The 22,053-nt window shown below is 68.1% G+C and carries 20 protein-coding genes; 13 read left to right on the forward strand and 7 right to left on the reverse strand.

What is annotated here, in order from left to right; all coding sequences use genetic code 11:
- The first annotated feature begins 1 nt into the window (after nt 1).
- From DAT37_RS20030 to DAT37_RS20045, 4 genes are all read left to right on the forward strand, one after another.
- Nucleotides 2-472, forward strand: coding sequence for a DUF4254 domain-containing protein (locus DAT37_RS20030; protein ID WP_109526327.1), 471 nt, complete (start codon nt 2-4; stop codon nt 470-472).
- Between the two features lie 114 nt (nt 473-586).
- On the forward strand, nt 587-1,045 hold the full coding sequence (locus DAT37_RS20035; RefSeq protein WP_157978560.1) for a hypothetical protein: 459 nt from the start codon (nt 587-589) through the stop codon (nt 1,043-1,045).
- 124 nt (nt 1,046-1,169) lie between these two features.
- The gene (locus DAT37_RS20040) at nt 1,170-3,368 is read left to right on the forward strand and encodes an elongation factor G-like protein EF-G2 (RefSeq protein ID WP_109526329.1); all 2,199 of its coding nucleotides are present in this window, start codon (nt 1,170-1,172) and stop codon (nt 3,366-3,368) included.
- A gap of 92 nt (nt 3,369-3,460) precedes the next feature.
- Nucleotides 3,461-4,204: a DUF4191 domain-containing protein gene (locus DAT37_RS20045; RefSeq protein ID WP_109526330.1), complete on the forward strand. Its 744-nt coding sequence runs from the start codon at nt 3,461-3,463 to the stop codon at nt 4,202-4,204.
- A gap of 11 nt (nt 4,205-4,215) precedes the next feature.
- Here DAT37_RS20045 and DAT37_RS20050 read toward each other — a convergent pair whose 3' ends face one another.
- Entirely contained in the window at nt 4,216-4,668 is a 453-nt protein-coding gene (locus DAT37_RS20050; protein ID WP_109526331.1) for an RDD family protein, read from the reverse strand.
- A 252-nt stretch (nt 4,669-4,920) separates the two neighbouring features.
- Here DAT37_RS20050 and glnA point away from each other — a divergent pair, with 252 nt between their 5' ends.
- From glnA to DAT37_RS20065, 3 genes are all read left to right on the forward strand, one after another.
- Nucleotides 4,921-6,357 carry a type I glutamate--ammonia ligase gene (gene glnA / locus DAT37_RS20055; protein WP_109526332.1) on the forward strand — a complete coding sequence of 479 codons (1,437 nt, stop codon included), beginning with the start codon at nt 4,921-4,923 and terminating at the stop codon, nt 6,355-6,357.
- Nucleotides 6,358-6,901: 544 nt separating this feature from the next.
- Entirely contained in the window at nt 6,902-7,294 is a 393-nt protein-coding gene (locus DAT37_RS20060; RefSeq protein ID WP_109526333.1) for a YciI family protein, read from the forward strand.
- A gap of 14 nt (nt 7,295-7,308) precedes the next feature.
- Entirely contained in the window at nt 7,309-8,550 is a 1,242-nt protein-coding gene (locus DAT37_RS20065; RefSeq protein WP_109526334.1) for an RNA polymerase sigma factor, read from the forward strand.
- Between the two features lie 114 nt (nt 8,551-8,664).
- On the opposite strand, the gene DAT37_RS20070 is transcribed toward DAT37_RS20065, so the two are convergent.
- Both DAT37_RS20070 and DAT37_RS20075 read right to left on the reverse strand, forming a co-directional pair.
- Nucleotides 8,665-9,177, reverse strand: a complete 513-nt coding sequence (locus tag DAT37_RS20070; protein WP_198654363.1) for a signal peptidase II — start codon at nt 9,175-9,177, stop codon at nt 8,665-8,667.
- 100 nt (nt 9,178-9,277) lie between these two features.
- Nucleotides 9,278-9,493, reverse strand: a complete 216-nt coding sequence (locus tag DAT37_RS20075) for a hypothetical protein (RefSeq protein WP_109526336.1) — start codon at nt 9,491-9,493, stop codon at nt 9,278-9,280.
- A gap of 139 nt (nt 9,494-9,632) precedes the next feature.
- Between DAT37_RS20075 and DAT37_RS20080 the strand changes: the two genes are divergently transcribed.
- The 5 genes from DAT37_RS20080 (at nt 9,633) to DAT37_RS20100 (ending at nt 15,138) form a co-directional block, all read left to right on the forward strand.
- Nucleotides 9,633-10,520 carry a hypothetical protein gene (locus tag DAT37_RS20080; protein WP_157978561.1) on the forward strand — a complete coding sequence of 296 codons (888 nt, stop codon included), beginning with the start codon at nt 9,633-9,635 and terminating at the stop codon, nt 10,518-10,520.
- A gap of 200 nt (nt 10,521-10,720) precedes the next feature.
- Nucleotides 10,721-12,412, forward strand: coding sequence for a CocE/NonD family hydrolase (locus DAT37_RS20085; RefSeq protein ID WP_232839871.1), 1,692 nt, complete (start codon nt 10,721-10,723; stop codon nt 12,410-12,412).
- A 29-nt stretch (nt 12,413-12,441) separates the two neighbouring features.
- On the forward strand, nt 12,442-13,794 hold the full coding sequence (locus DAT37_RS20090) for a M20/M25/M40 family metallo-hydrolase (protein WP_109526339.1): 1,353 nt from the start codon (nt 12,442-12,444) through the stop codon (nt 13,792-13,794).
- Nucleotides 13,795-13,818: 24 nt separating this feature from the next.
- Nucleotides 13,819-14,661 carry an alpha/beta hydrolase gene (locus DAT37_RS20095; RefSeq protein ID WP_109526340.1) on the forward strand — a complete coding sequence of 281 codons (843 nt, stop codon included), beginning with the start codon at nt 13,819-13,821 and terminating at the stop codon, nt 14,659-14,661.
- A gap of 9 nt (nt 14,662-14,670) precedes the next feature.
- Complete coding sequence (locus DAT37_RS20100; protein ID WP_109526341.1) at nt 14,671-15,138, forward strand: 6,7-dimethyl-8-ribityllumazine synthase; 468 nt, start codon at nt 14,671-14,673, stop codon at nt 15,136-15,138.
- A gap of 9 nt (nt 15,139-15,147) precedes the next feature.
- Here the strand turns inward: DAT37_RS20100 and DAT37_RS20105 are convergent, their stop codons facing one another.
- The 3 genes from DAT37_RS20105 to DAT37_RS20115 form a co-directional block, all read right to left on the reverse strand.
- On the reverse strand, nt 15,148-16,596 hold the full coding sequence (locus tag DAT37_RS20105) for a neutral zinc metallopeptidase (protein WP_109526407.1): 1,449 nt from the start codon (nt 16,594-16,596) through the stop codon (nt 15,148-15,150).
- Between the two features lie 132 nt (nt 16,597-16,728).
- Complete coding sequence (locus DAT37_RS20110) at nt 16,729-17,682, reverse strand: endonuclease/exonuclease/phosphatase family protein (RefSeq protein ID WP_109526408.1); 954 nt, start codon at nt 17,680-17,682, stop codon at nt 16,729-16,731.
- A gap of 90 nt (nt 17,683-17,772) precedes the next feature.
- Entirely contained in the window at nt 17,773-18,378 is a 606-nt protein-coding gene (locus tag DAT37_RS20115; protein ID WP_109526342.1) for a uridine kinase family protein, read from the reverse strand.
- Between the two features lie 133 nt (nt 18,379-18,511).
- Here DAT37_RS20115 and DAT37_RS20120 point away from each other — a divergent pair, with 133 nt between their 5' ends.
- On the forward strand, nt 18,512-18,790 hold the full coding sequence (locus tag DAT37_RS20120; protein WP_109526343.1) for a hypothetical protein: 279 nt from the start codon (nt 18,512-18,514) through the stop codon (nt 18,788-18,790).
- 214 nt (nt 18,791-19,004) lie between these two features.
- Here the strand turns inward: DAT37_RS20120 and DAT37_RS20125 are convergent, their stop codons facing one another.
- A complete protein-coding gene (locus DAT37_RS20125; protein ID WP_109526344.1) occupies nt 19,005-22,016 on the reverse strand; it encodes a bifunctional [glutamine synthetase] adenylyltransferase/[glutamine synthetase]-adenylyl-L-tyrosine phosphorylase in 3,012 nt (1,003 codons plus the stop codon).
- Nucleotides 22,017-22,053 lie beyond the last annotated feature (37 nt).

The following is a 22,053-nucleotide window of genomic DNA, read 5'->3' on the forward strand; positions in this document are numbered from 1 at the left end:
GATGAGCGCGAGTCGACGACCGGGGACCCCGTCGAACCTGTTCCCCTCGAAGGAATTACTCCTCGATTCCTGCGCCGGTAAGCGCGGCGCGTCCCATCCGGTGCTGTGGGCGGCCGGTGAACTGGCCCTCGCCCATACCGAATTACGCACCGCCGCGGGCCCACGCGGCGAGATCGCGATCCGGCGCACGAGCCTGGTACGCCATATCGATCGCTGGCTCGCGGCCGAACTGCCCTCCGCGCACGGCGGGGCGCACCTGCACACCGAATCGGTTGGCGCCGTGGTCGATCGACTCGCCCGATACAGCGTGCTCGCCCGCGGCGCGCTGACCGATCGTCATCCGGAACCGGAACTGCATCACGCCTGGCACCGGCTCTCCGAACTCGCCCTGGGCTACCGTGACCTCGCCTTCGAGGTCGGCGCGGGGTTGCGGCGAATCCCCGATCTCACCGATCCCGGGCTGACGCTCTGACCGTGCCGCGCGAATGACCGATAGGCTTACCACCCATCCGGAACGAACACCTCGGAGCAGGCGACATACAGAACGATTCCTTTCCGCGACACACGAGACGTCAGGAGAGTTCGAATGAAACGTATGGCGAATATGGTCGGCGCGGTTCTCGGCACGGCGGCACTGACCGCGGCGGCGGTGACATTCTCCACCGGTATCGCGCACGCCGACCCGGGCCCGGTCTTCTTCAACGCGGGCAGCGCCAACTGCGCCATCCTCGATGACGGGACCGTCGGCTGTGACCTGGGCGGACCGGTCCCGGTGCAGTACAGCTTCCTGCCCGTCACGGTGAAGATGAACAAGATCGTCATCAGCCAGCCGTGGCTGCCCGCCCATCCCTCTACCGACCCGGGCACCCCCTACACCCTCCCGGGCGGCAATCCCGCCCTCGCGGACGTGAAATCCGGCGACGGACAGTGGGGGCCCTACGTCGAGTACGCGGGCGCGAAATGCGAGGCCGGTTTCCACGGCAGTTTCACCTGTTCGTCGAAGGGTCGGTCCTGGACCTGGTTCGCCGGGGTGATCTCGGCCTGATCCGACCGCGCGACCGGGGCGGGGACCCCGCCCCGGTCGCCGCCTTCCGCGGAATCGTCCACGTTCGGCATCCGATGGTGGGAAGCTCGAAGTACCGCGGTGTCGAGGCGAGGAAGCGTGACACATGGTGGACAAGACGAGTGGATCTGCCGGGGGCAACGGCAGAGTGGTGACGGTCGACCGGCCCGAACGCATTCGGAATGTGGTGCTGGTCGGTCATTGCGGGGCGGGTAAGACGACACTGGTCGACGCGCTGGCGTTGACCGCGGGGGCCGTGAATCGCGCCGGGCGGGTGGAGGACGGGACCTCCCTGTCCGATTACGACGACATCGAACATCGTCAGCGCCGATCCGTGCAGCTGTCGGTGGTGCCGATGGCCTGGGACGGCATGAAGATCAATCTGGTCGACACCCCCGGCTACGCGGATTTCGTCGGCGAGCTGCGGGCCGGTCTGCGCGCGGCGGACGCGGCGCTGTTCGTGATCTCGGCGGCCGAGGGGCCGGAGGGGGTGAGCGGGACGACGCGGGCGCTGTGGGAGGAATGCGCGGCGGTGGGAATGCCGCGCGCGATCGTCATCACCCATCTCGACACCGCACGCGGGGATTTCGACGACATGGTGCGGACCTGCGGCGAGGTACTCGGCGGCGGGGCCGAGCACGTGCTGCCGCTGCATATGCCCGTCTACGGGCCGAAGAGTCCGGACGGACATCGCCCGGTGACCGGGCTCATCGAATTACTGCCGAATTGCGTCGTCGACTATTCCTCGGGCGCCGCCGAGCGGACCGATCCGTCGGAGGAACAGCGCGCGGTGCTAGAGGACGCGCGTAATCGGCTGATCGAGGGAATCATCGCCGAGAGCGAGGACGAAACGCTGATGGAGCGATATCTCGGCGGTGACGATATCGAACTCGACACCTTGACCGCCGATCTCGAGCGCGCCGTCGCACAGGGCGGTTTCCACCCGGTGCTGTTCGGCGCGCCCGCCGTCGAAGGCGCGAAACAGGGACTCGGCACGGTGGAACTGCTCGATCTGATCGTCGGCGGATTCCCGACGCCGACCGAACACGTGGTCCGCGCCGCGCCCGCGGCCAACGGCAGCGAACCGCGCCCCCTGTCGTGCGACCCGGACGCGGCGCTGGCGGCGGAGGTGATCCGCACCGCGTCGGATCCCTACGTCGGGCGGGTCTCGCTGGTCCGGGTGTTCTCCGGAACCCTGCACACCGACGACACCGTGCACGTCTGCGGACACGGTTTGGAGGAGCGCGGGCATCCCGATCACGACGTCGACGAACGCGTCGGCTCGGTGACCGCGCCGTTCGGCAAGCGGCAGTTCGCGCTGGGGCAGGTCATCGCGGGTGATATCGCCTATGTCGGCAAACTGGGTCACGCCGAAACCGGTGACACGCTGTCGGAGACCGGGGCGCCGCTGCTCATCCAACCGTGGACGATGCCGGATCCGCTGCTGCCCATCGCGATTCGCGCGCACGGCAAATCCGACGAGGACAAACTGTCGCACGGTCTCGCGCGACTGGCCGCCGAGGATCCGACCCTGCGCGTCGAACACAACGCCCTGACCAGCCAACTGGTGCTGTGGTGTCTGGGCGAAGCGCACCGGGATGTGGCGCTCGAGCGGCTGCGCAGCCGTTTCGGCGTCCAGGTGGACGTGGTCGATCACCGGGTGGCACTGCGCGAGACCTTCGCCGGGAAGGCCACCGCGCGCGGCAGACATGTGAAGCAGTCCGGCGGGCACGGCCAGTACGCGGTCTGCGAGATCGAGGTGGAACCGCTGCCGGGCGGGTCGGGGATCGAGTTCGTCGACCGGGTGGTCGGCGGCGTGGTGCCGCGCCAGTTCATCCCCTCGGTCGAGAAGGGGGTGCGGGCACAGGCGGCGCGTGGCGTCGCGGCCGGATATCCGCTGGTCGACATCCGGGTGACGCTGTTCGACGGCAAGGCCCATTCGGTCGACTCCTCCGACTCGGCGTTCCAGACGGCGGGGGCGCTCGCGCTGCGCGAAGCCGCCGCCACCGCCGGAGTGGCACTGCTCGAGCCCGTCGCGGAGGTCGCGGTCGTGGTGTCCGACGACTACGTCGGCCCGGTCCTGAGCGATCTGTCCGCGCGGCGCGGTCGGGTACTCGGCACCGAACCGCACGGTGACGGACGCACCCGTGTGCGCGCGGAGGTGCCCGAACTCGCGCTGAGCCGCTACGCGATCGACCTGCGGTCGCTCTCGCACGGAACCGGCGACTTCAGCAGGAGCTACGCGCGTCACGAGTCGATGCCCGCGGCCGTCGCGGCGGCGATCCGCGACGAGGCCGACCGCTGAGGTGACGGTGCGTCACAGTCACCGCTCCCGGCATTCGTGAGCAGTCCGTCCCGCCGCCGACCGGCCCCTACGCTGCCACTATCCTGGGAACCATGGCAGCAGGTAAGGGCGGCACGCAGTCCAAGGAAGCGAAAGCCGCGGCTAAGGCGGCGCGCAAACAGGCGTCGAAACAGCGGCGTCAGCAGCTGTGGCAGGCATTCCAGATGCAGCGCAAAGAGGACAAACTGCTGCTGCCGCTGATGATCGGCGCACTCGTCGGTATCACCGCGGTGTTCCTCGTCATCGGGCTGATCTTCGGCATCCTGCTGTTCCTGCTGCCGCTGGGCATCCTGCTCGGCGTCCTGGCCGCCTTCATCATCTTCGGCCGCCGGGTGCAGAAGAACGTCTACGCCAAGGCCGAGGGTCAGGCGGGCGCGGCCGCGTGGGTGCTCGACAACCTGCAGGGCAAATGGCGGGTCAACAACGGCATCGCCGCGACCACCCAACTCGACGCCGTGCACCGGGTGATCGGGCTGCCGGGCGTCGTCTTCGTCGGCGAGGGCTCCCCGCAGCGGCTCAAGTCACTGCTCGCGCAGGAGAAGAAGAAGACCGCCCGCCTGGTCGGCGACACCCCCATCTACGACGTGATCATCGGTAACGACGAGGGCCAGGTGCCGCTCAAGGAACTACAGCGCTACCTCACCAAGCTGCCGCGCAATATCGACGTCAAGCGGATCGATCTCATCGAGGGCAGGCTGGCCGCGCTCGGCGCGCGCAGCGGACCCGCGATGCCGAAGGGGCCGATGCCCGCGGGCGCCAAGATGCGCGGCGTGCAGCGGACCATCCGCAGGCGCTGATCGCTCGGCGATCAGCGCGCGTTGACGACTGCCGTTCCCGTCGCCCGGTCGTGCATGCCGCGACCGTCGGCGTCGGTGAACAACGCCGGCACCACGAAGATCAACAGCACCTGCCTGGCCAGCGCGCGCACGAACCCGACGGGCACCGCGGCGTCGACCCGCAGGACCCGCAGCCGCAGGAAGTACTGCCCCGGAGTGAACCCGAACAGCGTCACCGCGGCGACGCCGACCACGAACCAGATCAGCAACGGCAGATTCGCGTTCACATGACGCAGGATCAGCAGCGATATCCCGACGGCCATCAGCCAGTCGACGAACATCGCCGCGATACGGCGACCCTGCCCCGCGATCGACCCGGCGCCGGACTTCGGCAGGCCGAGGTGTTCGCCGGGAAACTCGGGCGTAGCCGAGTCCCCGGACTCCGCCGATGGTCCGGAAAGCCAGCTACCGGTAATGCGCGCCATGGCTTCCAGGGTAGGCGGCGGCGACCTCGGGGCCCGCACCGCATAAGGGGAGTTCAGCGTCACCGGGCGATGAACGGATGGCAGGATTACGATGCTGGACGAGCCGGGGTGAGCATCCACACCCCGCCAGCCGCACGTGTAACACTGGCGAAACACAGCCTTGATTGCGGGGAAACACCGCGTCCATAGCGTCTGGACGCGACGAACCCATGCAATCGACACTCGCTGGGAACCGATCCGTAAGGAGAACAAGTGACGTTCAGCACGGCCGACGAGGTCATCCAGTACATCAAGGAGCAGGAGGTCGAATACGTCGATATCCGCTTCAGCGATCTTCCGGGTGTACAGCAGCATTTCTCGATCCCGGGGAAGGCTTTCACCGCTGACCTCGCCGAGGAAGGGCTAGCATTCGATGGCTCCTCCGTTCGTGGTTTCCAGTCGATCGACGAGTCCGACATGCTGCTGCTGCCGGACTTCAGCACCGCGCGCCTGGACCCGTTCCGCGCCGCCAAGACGCTGAACCTGAACTTCTTCGTGCACGATCCGTTCACCCGCGAGGCCTACTCCCGCGACCCGCGCAACATCGCGCGCAAGGCGGAGGAGTACCTGCGTTCGACCGGTATCGCCGACACCGCGTACTTCGGCGCCGAGGCGGAGTTCTACATCTTCGACTCGATCCGCTACGACTCGACCATGAACAGCTCGTTCTACGAGATCGAGTCGGTCTCGGGCTCGTGGAACACCGGCGCCAAGACGAACCCGGACGGCACCGCCAACCGTGGTTACAAGGTGCGCAACAAGGGTGGCTACTTCCCCGTCGCGCCGTACGACCACTACGTCGACCTGCGCGACAAGATCGCGACCAACCTGCAGAACGCGGGCTTCGAACTCGAGCGCGGCCACCACGAGGTCGGCACCGCCGGTCAGGCCGAGATCAACTACAAGTTCAACACCCTGCTCGGCGCGGCCGACGACCTGCAGCTCTTCAAGTACATCGTGAAGAATACCGCGTGGGCCGACGGCAAGACCGTCACCTTCATGCCGAAGCCCCTCTTCGGTGACAACGGCTCGGGTATGCACGCGCACCAGTCGCTGTGGAAGGACGGCAAGCCGCTGTTCCACGACGAGGCCGGCTACGGTGGCCTGTCCGATATCGCGCGCCACTACATCGGCGGCATCCTGCACCACGCGCCGTCGCTGCTCGCGTTCACCAACCCGACCGTGAACTCCTACCACCGCCTGGTGCCGGGCTACGAAGCCCCCATCAACCTGGTGTACTCGCAGCGCAACCGCTCGGCCGCGGTCCGCATCCCGGTCACCGGCAACAACCCCAAGGCCAAGCGCATCGAGTTCCGCGCGCCGGACTCCTCGGGCAACCCGTACCTGGCCTTCGCCGCCATGCTGATGGCCGGCCTGGACGGCATCAAGAAGAAGATCGAGCCGCTGGCCCCCGTCGACAAGGACCTCTACGAGCTCCCGCCGGAGGAGGCCAAGAACATCCCGCAGGCCCCCACCAGCCTGGCCTCGGTCATCGACCGCCTCGAGCAGGATCACGACTACCTGACCGAAGGCAACGTCTTCACCCCCGACCTGATCGAAACCTGGATCGATATCAAGCGCACCCAGGAAATCGCCCCGGTCAACCTGCGTCCGCACCCGTACGAGTTCGAGCTCTACTTCGACGTGTAAGGGTTCGTAGTGGCGTGAGCTGCGGCGGAGCATCTGTTTCAGGTCTTCCGCACGCCGTTCATGCGCGGTAGTTCAGTCGAGTCCACCCGTTCCGTGATCGAGTCCCGATCACGGAACGGGTGGACTTTTCTGTGTCGGGCAAAGTTCCCCGTGGAGGCCCTCTTCCCTGGAATCGGTCACGTTGTATTCATGTGACAACTTCTACCCGCAGCCGACAGCGGCAAATTAATTCACGTGGAATCACGCTTGGTGTCGTGCCGAAATTTGTGTTCGACGGCTTTCTCGGCCACAGCCTTTCGGGAATATGCCCCCGCAGACGAGTCGATATCGGTGATCCGCAATGCCGATATCTCCTCAACCCGGTGAGTATTCCTTGCAGAAGTGCCCGAACAACGCAGCACGCGTGCGCGCTGCCGTAGATCCCGGGCGCGGAGATTTCTCGGGTGGTGATGTCGAAACCGGTGCTTGCCGATCGACGTAGGGGTGAGTCAGGGTTGAGACGGTCCGCGAACAGTGGGTCGGCCCCGGCGGCGAAGGAGCGTTCATGCGAGTCATGGTTCTGGGGAAGGCGACCGAGGAGACCGAGCGTGGGGTGCCGCCCACCGCCGAGGAGTTCGCCGAGATGGAGGCGTTCAACGACGAACTCACCCAGGCGGGGGTGATTCTGGCCGGTGAGGGGCTGAAGCCGAGTTCGGCGGGCAAGCGGGTCGCGTTCGACACGGACGGCGGTTCGTCGGTGCTCGACGGACCGTTCGCCGAGACCAAGGAGTTGATCGCCGGGTACCAGATCTGGGAGGTGTCCTCGCTCGAGGAGGCGCTCGAGTGGGTGCGCCGGGCGCCGATCCGCAACGGTGTGGTCGAGGTGCGGCCGTTGTACGGGCCCGAGGATTTCGGCGAGGCGCTGACCGCCGAACTGCGTGAGGCGACCGGGCTGTAGGACGAGGGCATCGGGTGAGCAGTGCGACCCAGCGGACCGTCGAGGCGATCTGGCGGATCGAGTCGGCGCGGTTGACGGCCTCGCTGGCGCGAACCGTGAACGACCTGGACCTGGCCGAGGACTTGGCCCAGGACGCGCTGATCGCGGCGCTGGAACAGTGGCCGGAGTCGGGCGTCCCGGACAGGCCGGGCGCCTGGCTCCTGGCTGTCGCTCGGCGGCGCGCGGTCGACGCCGTCCGCCGCCGGGTGAACCTGGAGCGCAAACTCGCACTGCTCGCCCGCGAGATGCCCGACGGCGACGATCCGATGGACGCCGTCGAATTCGACAGGCAGGTCGGCGATGACGTGCTGCGGCTGATGTTCACCGCCTGCCACCCGATGCTCGGCCGCGACGCGCGCGTGGCGCTCACGCTCAAGACGGTGGCGGGACTGTCCACGGACGAGATAGCGCACGCCTTCCTGATCCCGCCCACCACGCTCGGCCAGCGGATCTCGCGGGCGAAGAAGACGTTGTCGACCGCGGGAGTTCCGTTCGAGGTCCCGGTCGGCGACGAGCTGACCGCTCGGTTGGCCTCGGTACTCGAGGTCGTCTACCTCGTCTTCAACGAGGGATATTCCGCCACCAGCGGCGATTCGTGGACGCGTGTCGAGTTGTGCGCGGAGGCGATGCGGCTCGGCCGGATGCTCGCCGCGCTCGCACCCGACGAACCGGAGCCGCACGGACTGGTGGCACTGATGGAATTCCAGGCGTCACGGCTCCGCGCACGAACCGATGCCGGCGGTCGGCCGGTGCCGCTCGACCGTCAGGACCGGACCCGCTGGGACCGCTTGCTCATCACCCACGCCGAGGGTGCGCTGCGGCGGGCCGATCGACTCGGCGGACGCGGGTCCTACGTGCTGCAAGCCTCGATCGCCGCCTGCCATGCCCGCGCGACCAGCGCCGAAGCCACCGACTGGCATCGCATCGCCGCGCTCTATCGCGAGCTCGGCGCGCTCACCGGCTCGCCGGTGGTGGAGCTGAACCGGGCCGTCGCGGTGTCGATGGCCGAAGGACCCGCGGCCGCGTTGTCCATCGTCGACGAGCTGTCGGCCCTCGCCGCCCTGCGCGGCTATCACCTGCTGCCCGCCGTGCGGGGCGACCTGCTGCGCAAACTCGAACGCCGCGACGAGGCGCGCTCGGAGTTCGAACGGGCCGCGGCGATGACGGGTAACGAGGCCGAGCGGACGCTGCTGCTCGAGCGGGCCGCGTCCTGCTGAACGGTGGCGATCGATCACCGCGTGCGTCGCGTCGTCAGCACAGAGACCGCGAAGCACCGTCCGGTCCGGAGCCCAGGAGAAGCGCCGACCGAATCGGGTCGGCGGCGGCGCGGGTCACGCCGCGCTGTCGAGGCGTGCGGGCTCCGGTGACGCGGCGGGTTCGAGACGCAGCACGGCAAGCAGTGCCAGCGCCGCCGCCCCGCCGACGATAGCGATATCGGCGACGTTACCGACGAAATAGCCGTTGTAGTCGATGAAGTCGACGATGTGGCCTCGGGCGAAGCCGGGTGCGCGCAGCAGTCGATCCGCGAAATGGCTGATCGCGCCGCCGAGGAGTACGCCGACGGCTGTCGCGCCGGGATAGGTGTGCACGCGGCGCGCGAATGCGCAGAGACCGATGACGGCGAGGCCCGCGATGACGGTCAGGATCCAGGTGTACGCGGCGGCCGTGCCGAAGGCCGCGCCGGGGTTGTACACCAGCCGCCACTGGAGGAATTCGCCCGCGACCGGGGTCGCGGAACCGGGCGTCAGGCTGCTCTGCGCCCACCATTTGGTGAGTTGGTCGGCGGCGACGACCGCTGCCGCGAGGACGGGGATCGACAGGCGTGTTCCGCGGGATGCGCTCACGGATGGGCGTTTCATGGTCTCGTTTCTCCCGGTACCTCGAACAGGATGCAATCTACCCGTGTGCTCGACCGCGCTCGGAGCCGATCTCGGGGCGGTCGAATCAGCGTCGGCACCGGGCTGTGGCCGCTCCTACGCCGACGACTCGCACGTCCGAAATCTTCACGCTGGGTGACATTTCACTCCAGTGGGCCACCACCAGCGTGTACGGAATCTGCGCCCTCAACCCGCTTGCACCCGCGAACGGCTCCGCGAGCAGCTTCAGCAGGATCGCTTCTTCCCGCTGCGATAACGCTCGTGGCGAAATCGGAACGATCATGTCGAATTCCTTTTCCGGTCAGGCCGACCGACGAGCGGGCCTGCTCGAGGCGCGATGAACACCGGTTGGCGAATAGCCCCGAGCACGCTGATGGCACCATAGGCGCTAACACCGCCTCCGTTCCGAGGGATATTCCGGTGTGGGTGGAACGCGACGAGCTGTACTGGGCACCGTGATGGCTCTGTGCGTGCTGGCAGGCTGTGACGCACGGGTCGAACCGCCGGAAGTCGGTCCCGCCGGGGTGGATTTCGATGCCGAAGTGGTGGAATTCGATCCGTCCGGATTCAACGGACCGACCTTCGCCGCGCTCATCGACAGTGAGTCCGCCGCCGAGGCGTTCGCGGGGTGGTTCGCGTCCCGGCGCGGTGCGGCTTCGACTCTGCCCCGGGTCGTCCGAAACCCCGAACTTCTCGGCGACACCGACACCCACGCCTATCTGGCGATGGTGACGAGCACCGGTTGCCGTGCCCCGACCAGCGCGACATTGGGACGGGTCGGCACTGATCTGCGGCCCGAGTTGCTCGGCGGCATCGACCATCCGGAGTGTGTACGCGCCTACACACCATTCGTGGTGTTCAGAGTGCCGCGAGGCGCGATCGACGGCCTCGCCACGGTCGATGGAGCCGCCGTCGACCGTGACGGTCCGGCCGAAGCGATCGGAAGTGTCGAACTCTCCCCTACCGCGCCGGTCTTCACACCACGCGAGGTCACCGATCCCGGGCGACGCGCCGAACTCGCCGACGAACTCGCCGCGACGGGCAGCGACCGCGCCCGCGTGCTCGCGACCCTCGACCGGAGTTCCCGGCTCCTCGACGAATACGGCCCGACGACCCTGCGCCGCTACGCTTTTCCGGTCCGGTCCTGCCCCGACGATCTCCTCGTCCTCGACGTCGGCCGGACCGAACTCCGCGCCCGGGCGCTCGCCCGCGTCGACGCTGCACTGACCTGCGAGGCGCCGACGACCCACCTGGCCGTGTTCGATGTGCGCTCGATCCATGTTCCGGACGGAGCCCGACCGGCGAGCTGAGCGCCGCGCCCCAGGGGGCCTGCTCGGTCTCGGGTGGCGAACGTGCGGCTCGATCCGGCCGGGCGGGGCGGTTCGCGCTGGGCGCGCGAGTTGAGGGTGGGCGACACGGTCCGCATATCGCGCACCCCGAACAAGCGCAACCGGCGCACCCCCGGTTCCTGGGGCTGGACTCGCCGATGACATGCGGCGATAGTCCATGGGTGAGCTCGGTGTCGGTCGTGGTGCGGGTGTTGGCGGGTCTGATGCTGGCCGTCGGGGTGACGGCACCGGTGACGGTGGCAGAGCCACAGCCGGTCGCCGATCCGTGGTCGGACGGGGTTCCGGTGACGCACCAGTACCGCCAGACCTACCTGACCGCGCCGGACGGCACCCGACTACACGCGGACATCCTGCGCCCCGCCGGCCTGCCCGAGGACGCCCGCACGCCGGTGATCCTGACCGTCAGCCCGTATCGGTCGCACACCGCCTACATCTCGTTGCCCCGCCTGACGGGTGGGCCGTCCACCGAATCCCTCCCGGTGGAGATGGCGTTGCGGGCGGGCTACACCTACGTCATCGTCGACCTCCGCGGTTTCGGCGGTTCCGACGGCTGCCCGGATTACGGCGGGCCGGGCGAGCGTTCGGATGTGGTCACGGCGGTGGAGTGGGCGGCGAGCCAACCGTGGTCGACGGGTCGGGTCGGCATGGTCGGGGTGTCCTACGAGGCGTGGACCGGGTTGCTGGGTCTGGCCGCGAAGCCGAGGGGGTTGGCGGCGGTGGCGGCGTTCTCCCCGGTGGTCGATCCGTACTCGTATCTGTACATGCAGGGCGTTTCGTGGAAGTTCTCGGGAAAGCCGGTGACCGAGAACGGAATACGGCCCGCGGATCAGGTCGGGCTGGAGAATCTCGCGATCGCGTCGACGCCGGGTAGGCCCGAGGATTCCGCCGAATACCGGGCCAACGCGATCGCCATGACGCAGCGGTGCGCCGAGGACTATCTGTCGCTGACCGGGGACCACGATGCGAACCGGTCCGGCTGGCGGGAACGCGATCTGGTGACGGCGACCCGTGGCAATACGATTCCGCTGTTCCTCGGGCAGGGTTTTCTCGACGCCAACACCCGCCCGGATCGCGTATTCGACCTGTGGCAGGCGCAGGGACCCGGTGAGCATCGCGCGTGGTTCGGCCAGTGGGGCCACAGCGACTGTCACACCAAATGCGGCACACCGAATTTCGACACCGAACTGCTGGCGTTCTTCGACCGGCATGTGGCGCTGCGGACGGTCGAGATTCCCGGACCGACGGTGACGGTCGGACAGTTCGACGGCGGGTGGCGCGCCGAATCCGCCTGGCCCCCGGCGGATTCGCGCCGGCACCCGGTCGAGCTGCGGACCGGGGCCTATACCGATCGAGGTTTCCTACCCGGCCCGGACCGGGAGATCTGGTCGATATCGCAGCCGTTCGACCGGGTGACGCATCTGTCCGGGGTCGCGACCGCGTCGCTGCGGCTGGGCGGTCCCCCGTCCGCGACGGCGACGATCGAGCTCTACGACATCGAACCGAGCGGGCGCGCCACACTCGTCACCCGGGGTATCGCGCCGGTCGCCGCCGACACCCGGATCCGGACGCTGGCCCAGGACTGGCCGCTGGCCGCCGGGCATCGACTCGGGGTGCGGATCACCGATGTCGTGGACGACGTGTGGTCGCACGCACCGGCCGACGCACGGGTGACCGTCGACGCCGCGCGACTCGAACTTCCGCTGCTCACCGACGCCAGGGTGCCCGATCTGACCGGCGGCACCAGCGAGGCACACGCGAAGTGGCGCGTGGAGAAGACGACGACGCTCTCGCCCGAGGTGTTGAACAATGCAGTGATGTTCATGAACTTGCCGAACGAGACGGGCCGACCGTGAGCTCGGGTGGGCCCGCGCCGAGCACCCCCGTGACGAACCCGGTCGACGACGCGGTCGCCGAGCGCTTGGCGCGGGCGTTGCGCTGCGTCACGATCTCCACCGAGGAACCGACCGACGCCGCCGACGGCGAGTTCGCGCGTCTGGCCGAGCACCTGGAGCTGTCCTTCCCGCTGACGCACGCCGAACTCGAGCTGGAGACCTTCGGTCGCAGCAGGCTCTACCGCTGGGCGGGTGCGGAGCCGGATCGGGTGTCGGCGATTCTGCTCGCGCATCAGGACGTGGTTCCGGTCGGGGACGAACCGGGCTGGACGCATCCGCCGTTCGACGGCGTGGTGGACGCGGACCACATCTGGGGTCGCGGCGCCATCGATGACAAGAGCAGGCTGATGGCGATCCTGGAGGCGGTGGAGGCCGCGCTCGCCGACGGGGTGCGCCCCCGGCACACCGTCTACCTGGCGTTCGGCCACGACGAGGAGGTGTTCGGCGACGACGGCGCGGTCCGCATGGCGCGGCGGTTGCGTGAGGCGGGGGTGCGCGCGGATCTGCTGCTGGACGAGGGCGGCGTGATCACCCGGGGCGTCGCCGACGGGGTGGATCGCCCGGTGGCGTCCATCATGCTGGGCGAGAAGGGCTATGCCACCGTCCGGCTGTCGGTGCGGGAGGTGGGCGGACATTCCTCGATGCCGGGTAGGCAGACCGCCGTGGGCAGGCTCGCCCGCGCGGTGGCGCGCGTCCAGGACAATCCGATGCCGTTGCGGCTCACTCCCGGCGCGATCGACATGCTCTCGCGACTGCGCCACGCGATGCCCGAGGCCAGGCGACGTCTGCTCGGTCTGGCGTCGGTCGGTGTCGTCGCGCCGCTCATCACCCGGATCCTGGCCCGGACTCCGCAGACCGAGGCGATGGTCCGCACGACCACGGCGCCCACCGTCATCCGCGGCGGTGTGAAGGCGAACGTCCTGCCCCAGCACGCCGAGGCGCTGGTCAATTTCCGGATTCTGCCGGGGGACTCGGTCGACACGGTGCTCGCGCACTGCCGCGAGGTCGTGCGTGACGCCGATGTCCACATCGAACTGGTCGGGATGTCCTCGGAACCTTCCGGTAGCGCTACTCCGGGTCCCGCCTACGAGATGATCGCCGCGCTCGCCGAGGCGGTCGTGCCGGGGATCGCGGTCACCACCGGCATCGTGCCGGGAGCCACCGATTCCCGGCACTACGACGATCTGGCCGTCACCCGCTGCAATTTCGCGCCGATCGTGCTGACGGCCGCGGACCTGGCGACGATCCACGGAACCGACGAGCGGATCTCCCGGGTGAACTACGCTCGGCTGATCGAGTTCAACAGACGGCTGATCGACGCGCTCGCGACGGGCCCCGAGTAGTCGACGCGACCGGAAGGAGCGCGGGTGACCCGCACCGAAGAAGGCGTTTTCGAAGGCAGTGGCAGCCGGATCGCCTGGCGCGCATGGCTTCCCGAGACGGCGACGCGCGCGGTCGTCGTGCTCGTGCACGGTGTCGCCGAACATTCGGGCCGCTACGCCCATGTCGGCACCCGGCTGGCCGACGCCGGTTTCGCCGTCTACGCGCTCGATCACCTCGGACACGGGAAATCCGCGGGCGGCGGCGGGGCGAATATCGGATCGATGGACATCTCGGCCGACAATGTCGCGGCCATGCTCGCCCTCGCGATCCGCGAACAACCGGATGTGCCGACCTTCCTACTCGGGCATTCGATGGGCAGTCTGATCACGCTGTATCTGGCGACCCGCGAACCCGTCGACGTCACCGGAATCATCCTGTCGGCTCCCCCGCTCGATATCCCGGTCGGCAATCCGTTGCAGCGCCTGTTCGCGCCGGTACTGAGCACGCTGACGCCGAATCTCGGTGTGCTGACCCTGGATTCCTCGATGATCAGCCGCGATCCGGCGGTGGTCAGCGCCTACGACAACGATCCGCTGGTGTTCCGCGGCAAGCTGCCCGCCCGCACGGGCGCGGAGATCCTGCGCGGCACCGACCTGGTCAAGAAACGGCTCGGCGAGCTCGCCCAGCCGCTGCTGGTGCTGCACGGCACGGCCGACGCGCTGGCTGCGCCGTCCAGCACCGATCTGGTGGAGCGCGGCGCCGGATCGAAGGATCTGACGGTGATCCGCTACGAGGGCTTCTACCACGAGGTATTCAACGAACCGGAGCAGGACAGGGTTCTGACCGACGTGGTCGAATGGCTGGAGCGCCACATTACCGGGCAGTAGACTCCCGGCATGGGAACCACATCCACCGGATCGGTCGCCTTCGTTCGCGCTATGTGGCACAGCTCGATCGTCGGTAAGGCTTTAGAGGGCTTCACCGCCGAATTGTCCGATCTCGGCTTCGACCCCGACACCGTCGACGTCTTCGAGGTGCCCGGCGCCTTCGAGATCCCGCTGCACGCCAAACGGCTCGCCGCCAGCGGGAAGTACTCCGCCGTCGTGGCCGCCGCGCTGGTCGTCGACGGCGGCATCTACCGGCACGATTTCGTCGCCTCCGCGGTGATCGACGGACTGATGCGCGTGCAGCTCGACACCGACGTCCCGGTGTTCTCGGTGGTGCTCACCCCCCATCATTTCCACGAGCACAGCGAGCACGTCACCTATTTCACCGACCATTTCGTCACCAAGGGCGCCGAGGCCGCCCGCGCGCTGGCGACCACGCTCAACTCGCTGCGGTCGCTGCCCGCCGTCGCCGACTGATCCGCCCGCTCAGGCGAATTTCGTCAGGCAGGCCCGCTCGCCGTCGAGTACACCGGTCCGGAACGCCTCGAGCCGCTGATACCCGCTCGTCACGATCTTGCCGTCGACATCGGCGGCGGCGAGACCGTCGGAGAGCAGTCCGGAGACCGCCTCGTCGAGATCCTTGGCCGACAACCGTGGGTCGCTGCTCGGTTCGCTCAACTCGGTGGTGAAAGCGCCGCTCAGGCAGGCCGTGCGCAGGCCCGCGGTGTCCGCGCCGGTCAGTTTCAGCCCGCGATCCTGTTGCACGGCGAGCATGTAGCGCGAGACGAACACGATGAAGGCGTTGTAGTCGCCCGCCACCGTGTCGGAGAGGACTTCCTCCTCGTCCGCGGCCACGGCGCGCTTGGCCAGCGTGCGCACATCGGTGCCGATCGTGTTCGAGGTCGGGCAGTAGGACACCGGCGCGGTCGCGGTGACCTTCGGGCAGTTCTTCACCACACCCGAATAGTCGAATTTCGGATTCTGCCGGATCGGGAACGCCTTGGCGAGCGCCTGGCTCACACTCGTCAGCGAGGCCACGTCGACGGGCAGTTGCTGCTGTTCCTCGTCCTCGATCTCGAAGGTGGTCGGCAGGGTGCCGCGACGGCTCTCCAGTTCGTTGCGATCGATCTTCTTGCAGGCGGCGGCGCCGTCGTTGTAGCCGAGTTGCACCGCCGTCACCCGTTCGAAGGCCGAACCGTGGACATTGTCGGGGTCGCTGGGATCGGTGTCGCGGATGGCGACCGTCACGCCGAGCACTCCGTCGAGTCCATCGGTCATATTCATCGTGAAATGTTTCGAATTCCCCTCGGCCACGTGGCGTAGGAAAACCCCGGCGAGGCAGTCGGCCTGCTGTTCCTGCACCAGTACCGGTGTCAGGAATCCCGCGATCTTCGCCTGCCCCTGGATGGCGTGACCGTATTCGTGCGCGAGCACCATCACCACCGCCATCGCGCCGTACTTCTTCTGCACCTCGGGCAGCAGTACCCCGCGATCCCAGCCGATGGTGTGATCACCCGAGCAGTAGGCGGCGTTGACCACCTGGTAGGTGTCGGAGCGGCAGAACTTGACCGATTTCTGCTCCGGCGCCTTCGCGTCCCAGGAGATGAAGCGGCTCACCGGCTTCAAGGTTCCGGGAAAGGTCTTGGCGTACTCGGCTTTCCAGTACTCCTCGATATCGGCGATGGCGTTGAGCGACAGCCGGTCGATGGCGCCGCCGTCCCCGTTCTCCGCCGTCAGCGGCGCGTCCGGGACGCCGGGGCGCGGGCCGCTCGTACCGCTGTTGGTCGCGGCGGCGGCGAGCTCCCACGGATTCTCCGTGATCGTGGGAGCGGCGGCGTTCTCACCGGTGACGGTGACGGCGTCGCAGGCGGTCAGCGTGACGCCGAAGACGACGAGAGCCGCGATCACCCCGACGCGCAGTCGCGCGAACCTCATCAGGTACCTCCCCGAAATCCTGTGCGGGACCCGCATGTTCACGGATCCGTCGGCGGATCCGCACATCCACCATCGAGCGTTCACATGGTAATCGCAGATTTCGCGCCGCGCGCAGCGCGACCGGCCGCTCGATCAGCTGTTCAGGCGTGTCCTGGCCAGCACCGCCCGGTGGTCGGATCCGGTGACGGTCATCGCCCTGACTTCTTCCGCGCTGCCCCCGGAGATCAGGATGTGGTCGATACCGATCAGCGGCCCCCAACTCTTGTCGGTCGGATAGGTCGGCAGCGGGCCCGCGCCGACCAGTTCGGCGGCGGAGGCGAATCCGCCGCGCAACAGGTCGCGGAAGGCGGTGTGGTCGCGGGTCGCGTTGAAATCCGCCCCGACCAGCGCCGGACCGGTGGTGGCGCCGAGGATGTCGCGGATGCGGCGCATCTCGGAATTCCACGCCTCGAAGTCCAGCGGCGGCGGCATCGGATGGAAAGCGAATACCGCGACAGCGCCGCGTTGCGGATGTTCCATCACCGCGCCGAGATTGTTCATGACGAAACCGTCGTATTTCCTGGTGTCGCGCAAAGGGTATCGGCTGTAGATGCCGGTGCCCGCGCCCCAGCTCGCAGTCTCGACATAGCGGTAGGGCAGCAGCTCGGCAATTCCGGCGGCGTCCAGGCGCGTCACCGCCTCGGCGGTCAGTTCCTCGACGGTCAGCAGGTCGACCCGGTCCTCGCGCACCGTCCGCACGACCTGCGTCACGTCCGCGCCGCCGAACAGCAGATTGGACTGGAGCACGGTGACCACCGGACCGTTACCGGCCGCCCTGCCGTCCGCCACGAAGATCGGCAACTGCGTCCACAGCGCCCCCGCGACGACGAGTCCGGCCGCGACCGCACTGCGCCAACCGCGAGCCAGCAGGAACAACAGCAGACCGACGATCGCGCCGAGCATCAGGTAGGAAGCGCCCGACGCGAGCAGCACCGGAATCTCGCGCTGGCGGAACGCGCCGAAATACAGCACGATTCCCACGATTCCCGTCACGAGGGCGCCCCACCCCAGACCGAGCAGTGCCCGGTTCATCCATATACGCACCATGATCTGCACTCTAGGTGGGCGCGGTGATAGCGGAACGGGGCCCGTGTGGAGACTTCGTGGAGATCGGTGGTCGACGCGGGTCTTCGAACCCTAGCTCCGCGCGGTGGGCGCGAACCCATATCCCCCGTCACGCTGTGTGATCAACAGATCGGCATGGGGCCGTGAGGGATCGGAGGCGAAGTGGTCACACTCGGCCATGATCCAGGCGTCCCAGAATTCGGACAGTCCGTGGCCGTCGCGTCGACGGCCGCGACGCCACGATTCGTCGGCGTCGAGTTCCATCCACAGCAGGTGTGACAGCCACGGCCGCAGATCGCGCCGCCCCGTGCCGACACCCTCGAGCAGGACCACCGGCGCCGGTGCGAGATGACCGACGGTCGTGAACGCCCGGGCGGTCCAGTCGTAGATGTCGTAATCGGCGGTGCGGTCCCGCGCGAGCGCGGTCAGCACCTGGTCGCGCAGACGATCGGTCCAGCCGAAGAATTCGTCGTGGGTGGCGAGGTCGTCGATGTGCAGGATCGGCGCGTCAACGAGGGCATGTGCCAGTCGATGGGCGAAACCGCTCTTCCCCGACCCGGCGTGGCCGTCGATCGCGACGAGGCGGACCCGCCCGCAGGACGGCGGCTGTGCGCGAAGCCGTCCTCCGAGGTCGTCGAGGTCGGAGGCGTTCTCGGCGGACTGTGTCGGGCGGTCCATCCGGCCCACTCTAGGTGTGCGCGGACCGGCGACGAGCGGTGCGATCCACCTCGTCGATGTGCGCACAGGACCGACCGGCGGCGTCCTACAGTGGCGGGAAGGGTTGGCGCGGAGGTTTGCGAGGTGGGTCCGAATGTATTTCGAGGAGTTCAGGGCGACGCGGGCGCTCACCGATGACGACGCGCAGGATCTGGCCGATGTCGCGGCCCGGTTCACCTCGCGTATCACGGTGACCAGTAACGGACGCAGCGTGCACGCGCCGGTCCTACCGACGTGCTGGGACGTCCTCGCGGTGCGTCCCGGCAGTGTGGTGGCGGTGACGGCCGAGGCGGGACATCATCCGCCGGATACCGAGGACCGCAGGGCAATTCGCGCGTTCGTCTCCCGATTCCGGGAACCGATCGAGCGCTGAGCATTCATTCCTTCGGGAAGCCGAGGACGAATCCGATCGCGATGAGAACGGCGCTGACGACAGAAATCGGGACGATACTCCACATGGACGTCAAGGTTACGAAGCCGACAGTCCCGCAGTAGCATTTTGCCCGATTCGCCTGATATTCACCCCTCTTCGGGTGCGGCCGAATGTCGGCACCACGCACTCGAGCCGGGAATCGGCGGGCTCGCGTCTACCCGCCGAAAACCCTTTCCACCACGCGTTTCCCACGCCTGGTCACCCGCATGTAATTGTCGAGGAATTCGCTGCCGTCGTCGTTGGGCCACCCCGCGACACGGGCGACCGCCGAGAGCAGACGGCCCGGCGCGGGCAATTGATCGGCGGGTTTGCCCCGGACCAGGACCAGGGCGTTGCGGGCCTTGGTCGCGGTCAGCCAGGCGTCGCGCAGCAGCGCCACGTCGGAGGCGTCGAGCAATTTCGTCTGCTCGATGACATCCAGCGATTCCAGTGTCGAGGTGTTGTGCAGCGCCGGGATCTCGTGCGCGTGACGCAACTGCATGAGTTGCACCGTCCATTCGATATCGGCCAGGCCGCCGCGACCGAGTTTGGTGTGGGTCGCCGGATCCGCGCCGCGCGGAAGCCGTTCGGCGTCGACCCGCGCCTTGATCCGCCGGATCTCGCGCACCGCCTCGGCCGAAACGCCGCCCGCCGGATAGCGCACCTTGTCGATGACGTGCAGGAAGCGCACGCCGAGTTCCTGATCACCGGCCACCTGGTGGGCGCGCAGCAATGCCTGCACCTCCCACGGCTGGGCCCACTGCTGGTAGTACGCGGTGTAGGCGGCCAGGGTGCGCACCAGGGCGCCGTTGCGGCCCTCCGGTCGCAAGCCCGCGTCCACGTGCAGCGGCGGGTCGGTGCTGGGGGCGCCGAGCAGTTTCTGCACCCGGTCGGCCACCGAATTCGACCACTTCACGGCCTTGGTCTCATCGAAACCCGGCCGTGGATCGCAGACGAACAGCACGTCGGCGTCGGAACCGTAACCGAGTTCGAGGCCGCCGAGTCTGCCCATGCCGATCACCGCGAAGTCGGCGGGCGCGGGTTCACCGGTCTCGGCCTCGACGGCCCTGATCACGGCGGCGAGGGAGGCTTCGAGCACCGCGACCCAGACCGAGGAGAGCGCGCGGCACACCTGCGGGACGTCGAGCATCCCCAGCAGATCGGCCGAGGCCACCCTGGCCAGTTCGTGGCGACGCAGCGAACGCGCCGCCGCGACCGCGCGCCACGGATCCTCGTAACGCGCGGCGGCGGTGAGGATGCCGCGGGAGACGTCCTCCTGTTTAGGGCTGAGCAGCAGCGGACCACTCGGACCGTCGGCGTACATGCGAATGGTGTCGGGCGCGTTGATCAGCAGATCCGGCAGGTATTCCGAGGAGCCGAGCACGATCATCAGCCGTTGCGCGATCGCGCCTTCGTCACGCAGTTCGCGCAGGAACCAGATCTGGTCGTCGAGCCCCTCGGACACCCGGCGGTAGGCCAGCAGGCCCGCGTCGGGATTCGGTGTGTCACCGAGCCATTCGAGCAGCGTCGGCAGCAGTAGCGCCTGGATCCTGCCCTTGCGCGACACCCCGCCGGTCAAGGCCTTCAGATGTCCGAGCGCGTGCTCGGGCGAGGTATAGCCGAGGGCGGCCAACTGGCGGATGGCCGCGTCCGGGCTCAGCCGCAGCGCGTCCGAATCCAGTTTCGCCACCGATTCCAGCAGCGGGCGGTAGAAGAGTTTGGCGTGTAATCGCCGCACCCGCACCGCGTTGCGGCGGATCTCCGCGGCCAGCACACCGACCGCGTCCTGCCTGCCGTCCGGACGGACATGCGCCGCGCGGGCCAGCCAGCGCATCCCCTCCTCGTCGTCGGCGGGCGGCAGGGTGTGGGTCCGCTTGAGCCGCTGCAATTGCAGCCGATGTTCGAGCAGGCGCAGGAATTCGTAGGAGGCGGTCAGATTCGCCGCGTCGTCGCGGCCGACGTAACCACCGGCCGCCAAGGCCGTCAGCGCTTCGACGGTGCCCTGCACGTGCAGTGTCTCGTCCACCCGGCCGTGCACCAATTGCAGCAACTGCACGGCGAATTCGACGTCGCGCAGGCTGCCGTGACCGAGTTTGAGTTCGCGCTCGCGCAGATCCTCCGGCACCAGATCCTCGACGCGGCGGCGCATGGCCTGCACGTCGGGCACGAAATCCGGACGTTCCGAAGCGGCCCACACCATGGGCATGAGCGCGTCGCGATACTGCTGGCCGAGTTCGAGATCACCGGTCATCGGACGGTTCTTCAACAGCGCCTGGAATTCCCAGGTGCGCGCCCATCGCCGGTAGTACGCGAGATGCGATTCCAGCGTGCGCACCAACGCGCCGGCCTTGCCCTCGGGCCGCAACGCCGCGTCGACGTCGAAGAAGGCCTGGCTGCCGACGCTCATCATCTCGGCGGCCAGCCTGGTCGCCGTGGGGTCGGCGGGTTCGGCGACGAAGACCACGTCGACATCGCTGACGTAGTTCAGTTCCCGCGCCCCGCACTTGCCCATCGCGACGACCGCGAGCCGGACCTGACACGGGCCGTCCTTGCACACCCTGGCCACCGCGACCGACAGCGCGGCGGTGAGCGCGGCGTCGGCGAGGTCGGTCAGGTGCCGCCCGACGAGCTGGTACGGCAGTACCGGTTCGTTCTCCACGGTGGCGGCCAGATCGAGCGCGGCGAGCAACATGAGCTGATCGCGGTAGCGCCTGCGCAGCAGGGCCACCGCTTCGGGTCCGGCGATCTGCGCCCGGAACAGCATCGGCCCGGCGTGCGGGCCCTCCTCGGGAACGGCCTTGACCACCGCGAGCAGATCGGCGATCAGTTCGTCGCGATCGGGCAGGTCTCGGCGTTGCAGGACCAGCCACGACGACGGGTCGGCCACCAGGTGGTCGGCGAAGGCGCTCGACGCGCCGAGCAGCGCGAAAAGCCTGCCGCGCAACGAGGTATCGGTGCGCACCGCCGAATCCAGTGCCGCCCATTCGGTTCCGAGCTGCTCACGCAGCTTCACCATCGTGTTCAGCGCCAGGTCCGCGTCCGGTGCGCGCGACAGCGCCCACAGCACGGGGATACTTTCGACGTTGTCCCAGGCCAATTCGCGGAGCGAATCGGCGGCTGTCGGCTCGAGCAATCCGAGCCGACCGACACCTGGAACAGCGGAGCGGGCAGACGGTGGCCGGACCATGGTTCTTAAATTACATGGCCCGGGTGAAGAAAGGTGC

The organism is Nocardia aurea, assembly GCF_003123685.1.
Taxonomy (GTDB): Bacteria; Actinomycetota; Actinomycetes; order Mycobacteriales; family Mycobacteriaceae; genus Nocardia; species Nocardia aurea.